This is a genomic window from Levilactobacillus fujinensis (assembly GCF_003946335.1).
Taxonomy (GTDB): Bacteria; Bacillota; Bacilli; order Lactobacillales; family Lactobacillaceae; genus Levilactobacillus; species Levilactobacillus fujinensis.
Genome location: NZ_RHNX01000006.1, coordinates 104,188 through 115,762 on the forward strand (window position 1 = coordinate 104,188; position 11,575 = coordinate 115,762).

Annotated in this window: 14 protein-coding genes; 6 read left to right on the top strand and 8 right to left on the bottom strand. The window is 47.4% G+C overall.

Annotated elements, in window-relative coordinates; genetic code table 11:
* Positions 1–9: 9 nt before the first annotated feature.
* On the top strand, positions 10–852 hold the full coding sequence (locus EKM89_RS03835; protein ID WP_125685842.1) for a fructosamine kinase family protein: 843 nt from the start codon (positions 10–12) through the stop codon (positions 850–852).
* A gap of 61 nt (positions 853–913) precedes the next feature.
* On the opposite strand, the gene EKM89_RS03840 is transcribed toward EKM89_RS03835, so the two are convergent.
* The 7 genes from EKM89_RS03840 to EKM89_RS03870 form a co-directional block, all read right to left on the bottom strand.
* Entirely contained in the window at positions 914–1,558 is a 645-nt protein-coding gene (locus EKM89_RS03840; RefSeq protein ID WP_125685844.1) for an HAD-IA family hydrolase, read from the bottom strand.
* Positions 1,559–1,617: 59 nt separating this feature from the next.
* The gene (gene dtd / locus EKM89_RS03845) at positions 1,618–2,064 is read right to left on the bottom strand and encodes a D-aminoacyl-tRNA deacylase (RefSeq protein WP_125685846.1); all 447 of its coding nucleotides are present in this window, start codon (positions 2,062–2,064) and stop codon (positions 1,618–1,620) included.
* A gap of 23 nt (positions 2,065–2,087) precedes the next feature.
* On the bottom strand, positions 2,088–4,319 hold the full coding sequence (locus tag EKM89_RS03850) for a RelA/SpoT family protein (RefSeq protein ID WP_125685848.1): 2,232 nt from the start codon (positions 4,317–4,319) through the stop codon (positions 2,088–2,090).
* A gap of 28 nt (positions 4,320–4,347) precedes the next feature.
* Complete coding sequence (locus EKM89_RS03855; RefSeq protein WP_125685850.1) at positions 4,348–4,683, bottom strand: hypothetical protein; 336 nt, start codon at positions 4,681–4,683, stop codon at positions 4,348–4,350.
* A gap of 67 nt (positions 4,684–4,750) precedes the next feature.
* The gene (locus tag EKM89_RS03860) at positions 4,751–5,497 is read right to left on the bottom strand and encodes an RsmE family RNA methyltransferase (RefSeq protein WP_125685852.1); all 747 of its coding nucleotides are present in this window, start codon (positions 5,495–5,497) and stop codon (positions 4,751–4,753) included.
* Between the two features lie 3 nt (positions 5,498–5,500).
* Positions 5,501–6,451, bottom strand: a complete 951-nt coding sequence (gene prmA, locus EKM89_RS03865; RefSeq protein ID WP_125685854.1) for a 50S ribosomal protein L11 methyltransferase — start codon at positions 6,449–6,451, stop codon at positions 5,501–5,503.
* Between the two features lie 601 nt (positions 6,452–7,052).
* Entirely contained in the window at positions 7,053–7,367 is a 315-nt protein-coding gene (locus EKM89_RS03870; RefSeq protein WP_191988746.1) for a hypothetical protein, read from the bottom strand.
* A gap of 347 nt (positions 7,368–7,714) precedes the next feature.
* Here EKM89_RS03870 and mscL point away from each other — a divergent pair, with 347 nt between their 5' ends.
* The 5 genes from mscL (at position 7,715) to EKM89_RS03895 (ending at position 10,753) form a co-directional block, all read left to right on the top strand.
* Positions 7,715–8,092 (top strand): large-conductance mechanosensitive channel protein MscL, encoded by a 378-nt coding sequence (gene mscL / locus EKM89_RS03875; RefSeq protein ID WP_125685858.1) that lies wholly within the window; start codon positions 7,715–7,717, stop codon positions 8,090–8,092.
* Between the two features lie 338 nt (positions 8,093–8,430).
* Positions 8,431–8,982: a sunset domain-containing protein gene (locus tag EKM89_RS03880; RefSeq protein WP_225421804.1), complete on the top strand. Its 552-nt coding sequence runs from the start codon at positions 8,431–8,433 to the stop codon at positions 8,980–8,982.
* Positions 8,982–9,857, top strand: a complete 876-nt coding sequence (locus EKM89_RS03885; protein ID WP_125685860.1) for a DNA/RNA non-specific endonuclease — start codon at positions 8,982–8,984, stop codon at positions 9,855–9,857. Before EKM89_RS03880 ends, EKM89_RS03885 begins: the two co-directional genes overlap by 1 nt.
* A 63-nt stretch (positions 9,858–9,920) precedes the next feature.
* Positions 9,921–10,172 (top strand): hypothetical protein, encoded by a 252-nt coding sequence (locus tag EKM89_RS03890; RefSeq protein ID WP_191988747.1) that lies wholly within the window; start codon positions 9,921–9,923, stop codon positions 10,170–10,172.
* Positions 10,173–10,387: 215 nt separating this feature from the next.
* A complete protein-coding gene (locus EKM89_RS03895; RefSeq protein ID WP_125685862.1) occupies positions 10,388–10,753 on the top strand; it encodes a hypothetical protein in 366 nt (121 codons plus the stop codon).
* A 46-nt stretch (positions 10,754–10,799) separates the two neighbouring features.
* Here EKM89_RS03895 and EKM89_RS03900 read toward each other — a convergent pair whose 3' ends face one another.
* Entirely contained in the window at positions 10,800–11,042 is a 243-nt protein-coding gene (locus EKM89_RS03900; RefSeq protein ID WP_125685864.1) for a hypothetical protein, read from the bottom strand.
* Positions 11,043–11,575: the final 533 nt, after the last annotated feature.

An 11,575-nucleotide genomic window follows, 5' to 3' on the forward strand; every position in this document is an offset into this window, starting at 1 on the left:
CGACAATATATGGAACTCAAAGCGGCATGGTTAGCACAACTCCCGCTCCCACAGGTGACGGCGGCAACCCCCGTGTCCGGTGGCGACATCAACTTAGCCTTTCGTTTAACGACTGCGGAAGGGCCGGCTTTCTTGCTGGTCCAACCACAGACGCCAGCCAATTTTTACAGTCACGAGGTCGCCGGGCTCAAGGCCTTAGGTCAGGCAGTCAACGTTCCCGAGGTCCTTGGGACTGGCAATATCGATGGCGATGCTTACCTGGTTTTGGAATTTCTAGAAACCGGCCATGGCAGCCAATACGACCTCGGCCAAGCAGTTGCCCGAGTCCACCGCATCACGGCCCCACAGTTTGGCTTTGATCAGGACAACCTGGTTGGCAAGCTGCCTAAGCATAACGACTGGCAGGATGATTGGTCGACCTTTTATTTGCAGCAACGACTCGACCCGCTGGTTCAACGGGCCCGTCAACACAGCTTGTGGAATGAGCAACGTCAAACTGCTTACGACCGTGTTCGGCAAAATATTTTGAACGAAAATGATGGCCGGCACATCGTCCCGTCGCTACTCCACGGCGATCTCTGGTCCGGCAACTACCTATTCACTGACGATGGTACGCCGACCCTGATTGATCCTGATGTACTCTATGGCGACCGCGAATTCGACATTGCCATGACCACTATCTTTGGTGGCTTTAGCGCCGACTTCTACAAAGGTTATCAGGACAGCTATCCCTTTGACATGGGCTATGCCGAACGACTGCCACAGTATCAACTTTATTATTTATTAGCCCACCTCAACCTTTTCGGCGAAACTTATGGTGGCGCCGTTGATGAAATCTTATCCCGTGGCTAATATTAAAAGTCTCATGACAAGCTGCCCTAACGTGTGGGTGACTTGTCATGAGACTTTTTTGTTAATCCATCAGCAACCAATCCCGTAGTTCAGTGTAATCAATCACACGAATCTCCGGTTGGCTTTCGTCAACGATTAGCCGTTCGGGATCGAACAACGCTCCAGCCATCCCCGCTCTATGCCCGGCTGTGATGTCCAAATTCCGGTCACCGATCATAATCGCCGTTTGGGGAGCAACCTGATATTGTCGGCACAATGCTAACAAACTCGTTGGATCGGGCTTACGAGGGTAATTATCATCCGCCGTTACGGCACCGGTAAAGGCCTGCGCTAATCCCAACTGTGTCAAACGATCCATTGCCCGATGATCCTTATGCGTCAGCAAAAAGTTCCGCCCACCGACCCCCGTAATCTGTGTCAACAGGTCGCCGATGCCTTGAAAAGCCTGCGCATCCTTTAATCTAGGCGCCGCTTGTTGCCGGTAAATTTTTTCCAAACGCTCCCGGTCAAGTTGGTACTCCGCCGAAAATCGCTGCAAGGCCGTGCCCAGGCTGTGTTGCCGCATCGTTTTGTAAATTTCTTCACTGTCGATTTCCAAGTCATTGACCCCAGAGGCCACGAGCGCCTCGCCAAAAGCCGCCACCATTCCCGGATACGTATTCACTAGCGTCCCGTCAAAATCCCAAAAATATTGCTGATAACGCATAGTTTCCCTCCTAAAAAGCGGCTAGTTTCCTTCACAGAAGCTACCCGCTATTTTTAATCTTATTTGGCATCCGTATCGAACCAAATCGTCACTGGCCCGTCATTGACCAAGTCGACCTGCATATCGGCCCCGAAGACACCCGTGGCGACCGTGAGTCCAGTTGCCGCTAATTTTTCATTGAACTCTTCATAAAGAGCTTTGGCGTGCGTAGGTTCACCGGCCGCCACGAAGCTCGGTCGGTTGCCCTTTTTTGTGTTGGCGTACAGCGTGAATTGGGAGACTGATAGCACACTACCGTGAACGTCGGCTAGGCTCAGATTCATCTTATCCGCAGCATCTTGAAAGACCCGTAGCTTACTGATCTTATGCACCAGATAGTCGACCTGTTCACTGGTATCGCTATCCTCGGCAGCCACCAACAAGAGAAAACCTTGGTCGATGGCGCCGTGCACTTGACTGTCGATGGCCACACTGGCCCGACTGACTCGTTGAAGCAAGACTCGCATGCTAAACTCACCCTTCTGACTAGTTAATGGAACGCCCGCTTAACGACATAGACGTCCGCAATGTTCTTAATATTATCCAAGATTCTTTGTAGTTCTAATTGATTACGTGTCCCCAGGCTGATAGAAATAGTGGCCATCTTGTTGTGGTCGACCTTCCCATTAATGGACGTGAGGTACTTGGTATTGTTGTTGATAGTCCGCAACACATCGTTGAGCAAGCCATTCCGATTGTAGCCCTGCACCTCGATATCGGCATTATAGTTGGTCTTATCGCCTGCCATGTTGCCCCAACGGACCGCCACGATTCGTTCGCCATTGTTTTCGGCGTTCCGCACATTCGGGCAATCTTTACGGTGAACAGAGACCCCGCGCCCCTTAGTGATGTACCCGACGATATCATCGCCAGGAACCGGTGAACAACAGTGACTCAGTCGAATCAATAGGTTGTCAACGCCTTCGATGACCACGCCATCGGAATCCTTGTTCTTACGATCCTTCTTATCGCTGTCGTTGTCGTTTTTGATGGTCTGGTGTTCTTCCAACAGCTCCCGTTCTTCACGGCGACGACGCTCATCCTCGGCAGCTTGCCGGACGCCTTCCGTCAACCGATTAGCAACACCACGCGGCTGCATATCACCAAATCCAATGGCGGCCATGAGGTCATCGGCGTGTTGATAGTGCATCTTCGCCGTGACCTTATCCAAGTTTTCCTTGGTCATCAACAGTTTCGGATCATATCCCAAGTCACGAATCGTTCGTTCTACAGATTCCTGCCCAGCAACGATGTTTTGTTCCCGATCTGTTTGCCGAAAGAATTGCTTGATCTTATTCCGTGCCCGCCGCGTTGAAACTAATTTTAACCAATCACGACTCGGCCCAGCGGAGCTAGAAGACGTCCGAATATCCACGATATCCCCGTTCTTAATCTCATAGTTCAGCGGTACGATTTTACCATTGATCGTTGCCCCGGTCGTATGATGCCCGACCTCTGTGTGAATAGCGTAGGCCATATCCAATGGCCCAGCGCCTTTCGGCAACTCCAAAACATCCCCCTTAGGCGTAAACGCATAAACGTGATCGCCGAAGAGTTCGCCTTTAACACTATCCATGAAATCTGATGCATCATCCGTGTCCTCTTGGAGTTCAATGATGTGCTTAAACAAGTTCAGTTTGTCACCAGAGTTAGTCTCTTGAACCTTGTCCTTGACACCTTCCTTGTAAGCCCAGTGCGCAGCAACCCCATATTCAGCCACGGCATGCATCTCTTTGGTCCGAATCTGGACTTCGAGTGGCTTACCTTCTGGCCCGATGACCGTGGTATGCAACGACTGATACATGTTGGCCTTCGGCATCGCAATGTAATCTTTGAAGCGCCCAGGCATGGGCTTCCACTGTGAGTGAATGGCCCCGAGAACAGCGTAACAGTCCTTAATGGTATCAACAATCACTCGGATTGCGAGTAGATCGTAGATTTGACTAAATTGCTTGTGTTGATCCTTCATTTTTCGGTAAACAGAGTAGATGTGCTTCGGCCGACCATAAATATCAGGCGTTAGCTTAAGATCTTGAATGGACGCCTGAATATCCTTGATGGCGCCCGCAATGTACTGCTCCCGTTGATCACGCCGAGAATTCATCAAATGGACGATTCGATAATACTGTTGTGGATTCAAGTAGCGTAAGGAAATATCTTCCAACTCCCACTTGATGGTACTGATCCCCAACCGGTCGGCCAACGGTGCGTAAATCTCGAGTGTTTCGTTCGCAATTCGCCGCTGCTTATCCGGCCGTAGGTGCTCCAGCGTCCGCATATTGTGCAGTCGATCGGCCAATTTGACGATCATGACCCGAATGTCCTTGGACATGGCTAACAAAAGTTTACGGTGATTTTCCGCCAATTGTTCCCGGTTGGACTTATATTTAATTTTTCCTAACTTGGTCACACCGTCCACAATCAGTGCCACATCGTCACCAAACAGCTCCTGCACGTCGCTTAACGTTACGCCGGTATCCTCCACAATATCATGTAAGAATCCAGCCGAAACCGTTTCGGGATCCATGTTCAAGTCAGCTAAAATTCCTGCCACCTGAATGGGATGCATGATGTAGGGTTCACCAGATTGTCGCGTTTGGTCTTTGTGCGCAACCGTTGCGAAATGACAGGCTTTGACCACCATTTCGACGTGTTGCGCATTCATATATTTACCGACTCTGGCAATTACTTCTTCAGCCGTCCAGACACGTTCTTTGGTCATATTGGACGCCACCACCCTTAGATTTATATTATGATTTTACTTCAACTTTCGTTTGCGTTAAGCCATAGCCTAAGTAAGACAGGCACAGGTAAACCACGGCAAAGTACCGCGTGTATTTTGGTAAGAACCAGTAGGAGCCTATCAAATAGACCAGTGGCCAAATCAAGAGCCACCAGCCGGGCTGCGTATGCCGATAGATGAGTTTCCCCAACCAAATGGCTAAACCACCATTCACTAACAGAAGCAGACCACCAAACCGCATAACTGGGCTAATATTCAACCAAGTTGCGACTGCCGGGAGTAATAGGCCCATAACGATACCAACAATCCAATACCGCCACCCCAATTTATTTAAAACTGCCATCTATCTCTCACCTATCTCTCTTTATATTGCAATTATTTTAGCATGTTTCAGGTGAGATTTCACCCTGTTATCTCGGTTGTTGTAGTTCTAAGACCGTTGAAACCGCTGACAAGAGAAATAACGGAGCTGTTTCTGTCCGTAAGATGCGAGGTCCTAACCCCACTAAAACGGCTTGAGCAGCCTGTGCCGCTTGCACCTCAGCAGGACTAATGCCACCTTCAGGGCCAAAAATGGCTAGAAGACTTTGTCCCGACTGAATGGCCTGAAGTTGCTGGTTTAAGGCACTTTGCTCGCCCTGTTTGGCCGATTCTTCGTACGCCAATACCTTTACATCGGCCGACTGTTGCACGACTTCTGCGAAACTCTTTGCGTAACTGACTTCGGGCCGCCGCAACCGATGTGCTTGTTCAGCAGCACCATAGGCGATCTTAGTTAGGCGCGCTAACTTTTTAACAACTTTATTAGGCTGCCACTTGGCCACGGACCAATCCGCAGCGTAAAAAATGATGTGGTCGACACCCAACTCGGTCGCCTTTTGGGTGATCCATTCTGCCTTTTCTTGTTTCGGCAGGCCACATGCAATCGTTACCACAACGGGAAGTTCTACGGTTGGCGTGTTCACTGCCGTTAGACTAACAACTGCTGGTTCTATCGCCTCGAGCTGCCCACGAAAGAGGTGGGCCGTACTATCCACAAACTCCGCTACAGCGCCCGTTTCGGCTCGTAAGACGGTCACCCAGTGATGGGCAATCGATGCGGGCAAAGCCACACGATCACCCGTTTGATGCGCCGTTTCTAGAAAATACCGTTGCATAGACTATTCATCCTCCGTTGGCTTGTGTGCAATCACACCCCGCCAATCTTTCATTTGTAAAATATTATCAATAACAAAGCCTTGTTTTTCCTGTGCTGCCACAATCTCAGCCAATTTGTCAGAAATAATGCCCGACGTCAGGAAGTACCCCCCAACGTTCAAATTCTCCCAGGCTTGGGGAATCAGTGGCAAAATGATTTCGGCCAGAATATTGGCAACAACCAAGTCAACTGGCTGATGAATGCCTTTAAGCAAGTCATTGGGTTCCGCAACAATGTCCTTGGCTATGGGGTTCAAGTCCAAGTTGGTCTTAGCCGAACGAACGGCAACGTCGTCTAGATCAAAGGCAGTAATCTGTTTTACGCCTAAATATTTTGCGGCAATACTCAAAACGCCAGAGCCAGTACCGACATCGTACATCGTTTCGCCACCGCGGACAACCATCTCTAACGCCGTCATTGAGAGCCGTGTGGTGGGATGTGTTCCGGTTCCGAATGCCATTCCCGGATCCAAGCGAATCACGTGCTCGTCGGGTTGAACGGGGTGATAGTCTTCCCAACTTGGGCTGACGGTCAGGTAACGCGTGACGCGAACAGGATGGTAATACTTTTGCCAAGCAGTCGCCCAACTAACATCGTCGACAGCCTGAGTTGTGACGGTTCCAGGTGTTGGATCTAACCCAAATTTAGTCAAATCACTGACCCGCTGTTTGATGGTCGGCAAAATTTCGGGAACAAAAATAGTTTCGGGATAGTAGGCGCTGATCTCGGCCCCACTAGTCCGGTGCGGAATAGTCTTCAAATCAACGATTTCACCGTACTTACCGGCCTTGAGATGCTCGTAATCGGCGGCATCATCAATTTTAACCCCGCTGGCTCCGGCTTCTTGTAAGATATTGCTAACAGCTTCTACCGCTTCATTCGTGGTAATGACGCTAATCTCTGTCCATTGCATGTGACTTGTTTCCTCCTTATAGATGTTGTTCTTTTAATTAACTTACTAAATCAACACGAAAATAGGTTCATTTTTCCCACTTTACCAGTTGGCAACTATGGGCTGGAAAAAGTGCCGCTATAAGTTGAAGCCTTGAAAACACTGAGTCTCCATTGCTAAGCCGGTGAACGATTCTCGCTAACTGGGCAAAACGACGCATCTGAACTCATATCTGGCGAGATTCTGGCACCCACGGTTCAGCCACCTTACACCAATCTCAACCTTTAATTATCAGTTTAAAGGTCGACCGCAGGGAGTGCAACAGTCACAGCCCGATTTAACTGCTTCGCTAGAAAAAGAACTAACACACCCCGTTTATGTTTTTAGCAAAGGTTGAAAGCTGAGGTTGAAAGTTCCAAAATACTCATTATGATTGTTGTCACAACGATACTGGGACTAAAATTAGACAACGCTGTGACAACAGTCATCCGTGGTGTTTGGTAATCACCAACCTCAGCCTTTAGCTTTAACCTTTTGACACACTCTTTCTATAGAAAAAGAGCTAATGACAACCCAAATTGTCACTAGCTCTTCGCTAAATTAAAAAATTGATAGAACGGCCTTAAACTTTTTCGGCATCGGTCGTGTGGTCAGTGTCTCGTTGCCCGCGGGAAATGTGCGATTCTAAATAATCTAGCATATCCGCTTCGTTTTGAAATACTCGTGGGTGCTTTTGCTTGTGCAGTCGCAAATCAATCTCGTTAATTCGCTGACGGCCCGTCCACGTATGACCATAACGAATGATTACCCGATTATTGAGCGAATCCTGACCGAATTTAAATACATAAACGCTCTCTGGCGCCATCAATGGTCGAATATACGACTTTTCGTAACGATAGTTATGTTGTCGCAGGAACTCCTTGGTTCGACTCAGCATGGTAATCACCTCCTATAATGACAATCTACTCGGTTCCCAAAACATTTTAAAACCACTTCGGTTGTCCCAAACGGGTTAAAATGTATCAATAATTGATAATAGTTTATTTTGAAATGGAATGCAAGCAAAACGTTTGCCGAGGCTTACTTTTTAAACCCCAATGTAACGAATTTCAGACATCCCTAACTACTTTGAAACCACTTACAATTATAGCACACTCCCCTTCAGTTTCTGAGTAAAAAACCAAGATTCTCGCGAAATTCTCGCCAGCGTTTTGGTTGCTTTTTATAACGTAATCGTTAAAAATAGAAGATAACCGTTATCGATAGTTAAAGGAGGAACGACACGTGTTAAAAGAGTTTAAGGAATTTATTGCTCGTGGTAACGTCATGGACTTGGCCGTTGGTGTAATCGTTGGGGCGGCCTTCACTGCCATCGTCAAATCGCTGGTTGACAATCTGATCAATCCATTACTAGGTATCTTCATTGGAAACATTGATTTTTCCAATCTCGTCTTGACGATTGGAAGCGCCCATTTTAAATACGGCGCCTTCATCAACTCCGTCATTAACTTTTTGATTATTGCCTTTGTTGTCTTCCTGTTGATTAAATTTATCAATAAGTTAGTGCCGAAAACACCGGAAGAACCAGAGGCGGACGACACGCCCTCACAAGAAGAAGTATATCTCAAAGAAATTGTAGAACTACTGAAAGAGAAAAAATAAACCGGCCGTTCGCAGGTCGCCCACTGGTCATCCAGACTGGCGGGCGACCTTTTTATTTACCGCCAAAGTTAGCCGTGCGTAAAAATGATGCGAATTTTTTTAAATCAGCCATTCTTTACCAAAAAAGAACAAGTAAGCATTGCAAAGTCGCGACAATCCCCATAAAATTAGTGTTGGGCATATATTACTTTTCATTCATTATTCACAGCTAAAGCTGAAAAACTATTGATTAAGGGGGTCATCTTATTATTTGGAGCATTCTGTGGATACTGGTCTGGGCTGGCGTTGCTTACTGGGCCTTTCGTCGACCACATCAGCATCAGAAACGTCATCTACTTTTGGGCATTATTAGCATTATTTTAGTTCTATCCGGCGGTTTCTATGCAATTGGAGCTGCCAATACTAAGCCGCAGACCATTGTGATCACCAAAACGGTTCACGTTGGCAATCAACGCTTAGCAAAGGCCAAGGCGGAATCTAACCGGTTAGTGACCATTGCCAGTCGCCAAGATGCCGCCAGCATGGCCCTAGCCGACAAAATAAGTTCATCGTCCGCTACGTCATCCAAGGCAAGCTCTGTCCAGTCCAGTCAGCAAGCAAGTCGTCGTTCCAGTCGTCGCGTTGAATCGGAGCGCGCCATGGCAGCAAGTCGCGCTGCGGCAACATCAACAAGTCGCGCTGCAGCAACCAGCAGCAGTCATCATGAGGCATCTTCTCACGCTAAGGGGGATCTCAATACTCGGCAGGCCGGTAAGATTATCGGTAATCGAAACTCCAAAATTTATCATACGCCGGACCAAGCAGGCTATCACATGAATAGTAGTAATGTGGTCTACTTCCAAACGGAAGCGCAGGCCAAAGCTGCCGGCTATAGAAAGGCACTACGCTAATGAAAAAAATAACAATTTTGACGCTGACATTGTTTAGTACCTTCGCTATTGGCGTCAGTGGTTGTACCCCCACCAAGTCATCGGCTAAGGCCACCACGAGTACTAAAATCGTCTATGATCACTCACCGGAAAAAAAGGCCGCTAAGCTGGAAAAAGATAATGCTGCAGAAAAGAAACGGTTGTCCAGTCAAAAAGCGGATATTTCTCAACAACAAGTCTCATTTGACCACAAGCGGGCGACAGCCAAAACAAAGGCTAAAAAGGTCGTGAAGAAATCCGCAACTACCTCTAAGGCTAAGACGAATTTAGCCACGTTAACCTACAGTGGGCAGCAAGAAGTCACCATTGACCACAACAATCCCCATTTCAGCAAAGCCCAGCTTTCAACAAAAAAGGGGCCATGGCAAACCTACTACAATCTAGACGGGAATAACCGGGTCACTGGCGCAGCCGCTTTACTTAATCGTTCATTAATGCCTAGTGCCAAACGAGAAGCCTTGACGTTTGACCCTACTGGCTGGCACAACAAGCGTACACACCACGGATGGCTGTACAATCGTAGCCACTTAATTGGTTATCAATTCACCGGCCAGAATAACAATCCCAAGAACTTGATGACTGGGACGCGGACCTTAAATAACCCCAGTATGCTCCACAACGAAATGGACGTTGCCACTTATCTGCGGTCCAGTTCGAGCCACTACGTTCGCTATACCGTCACGCCAATTTTTAAGGGTCACGAGTTGGTTGCCCGCGGCGTTCAGATGCGCGCACAATCCGTTGGTTCTAATGCAATCCGGTTTAATGTTTATATTTTTAACGTCGAACCAGGTTACACCATTGACTACACTACCGGTTACAGCCAAGCAAGTTAAACCATCGTCCAATTGCTGACGACGAAAAAAGCTGACACCACTACATATCCAGGGAGGATACTGATGAAAAAAATACGCCGTGCCATGGCGCTTGTTGCAGTCTCATTTACACTTGGGGGCATGGTTGAACCACTGACTGTCCCAACTCCGACCGCTGAAGCAAAGGCTACCAAAGTTTGGATTGCGCCGAACCACGGGAAGAAGTACCACTATGATAAGCACTGCCGCGGCTTGAATAATGCCGGCAAGCTTAAGCACGTCACGCTGAAATGGGCCAAACACACCCACTACAAGCTATGCGGTTGGGAAAAATAGTATCAACCACGGGGAGCAAATCAGTTCCCCGTTTTTTTGCATCCAGCAATTTGCGCCGTTACGACTAGCCAACTGGACAACATGTAAAGATACCTTACTATTATTCTTTAAAATGCTATACTGATGAAGGTATAAAGAATACGATTTCTCAAAGAATAGGGAAAGTTTTCATTAAACTTTTAGAGATTAAGTACGAGATAAAGAGGTCGAACATCATGAAGGATAAACAAGCGGAATTTACGAAGACAGACTGGCAACGTGCCCAGACGGCGGTATTCAATGAATACGACCGTTTCGTCAAGCGACTACACGTCGAGGGCGTTGACTACACGATTCTGCAGGCCCGCCGTATTGTCATTTACCAAGATTTGGTTGAAGAATGGAAACACAATGTGCCTACACTTATGACCGACTTGGAGGACAATGTGCAGGCACTGAGTATCTTCACGGACTTGGCGGAAGATGGTCAGAGCCATCTGCTCGATCGGTGCGCAAAAAAAATGGAAGTCTGGCCCGACTACATCCCCTCACCGCTGACAATTTGGCTAGAGTTAGCCGAAGACGTTGAACGTGAATCCTAGATAAAAATAAAGGGATCACCTGTAATGGTGGTCCCTTTTGCTTAGCCTACACGCGAACACCAAAATCGATTAACTCTAGCCTCTCCAGCTTTTTTAGTCGAAATTGAATATCCGCCACTGTCAGTTCAAGACTCCCCATTGGAATAACGAATCCATTATCCTTAGACCATTCGCAAAGCCGCTCCAGTAAGCTCAGATCAACATCATCAAGCTGGTCAACAACATCATTGACGCGATTAATAAATGACGTTGGTCCCCCATGAAACGCAAAAATTAATCCTTTAGTCATTAGTACTCCCCCTTAGTAGTCGCAAGTGTTTTACTGATAAGGGTAGCTTACCATTTACCGTTAGGACCATGCACAGGATAACTCTTGTCTGGATAGTGCAATTGACGAACTAACAAGTGCAGGCGGCCGACCATGATCCATAAACTTCCAGCAATTTTTTAGGGGAAAGCATAGCTAAACGCAATTTAGCTTTTGGATTTACTTACGGTTGATTGGGAGTGCCATCAATTTATTATTTTAATTTACCTGATTTGAGATCGGAACGGATCCCAGCAAAGACCGCTTCATAAGAAACATTCAAAATATCAGCTATCTCTTTGATACTTCCTCAGGCGTAATTCTTTCTATTACTTTCGTAGCAAACAACGTCTCATTAGGATTACCACTAAGTATTTTAGATGTGTCTGCACACATGAATGCGATCCACAATTTACGTGGGAAGAATGTGGGAAGAATACAAAAAACTCTCTGAGGGTGTCGCTTCGCTCTGCCCTCGTAACCATATGGTGAAATGAACCGCCTTTCCCGGTATA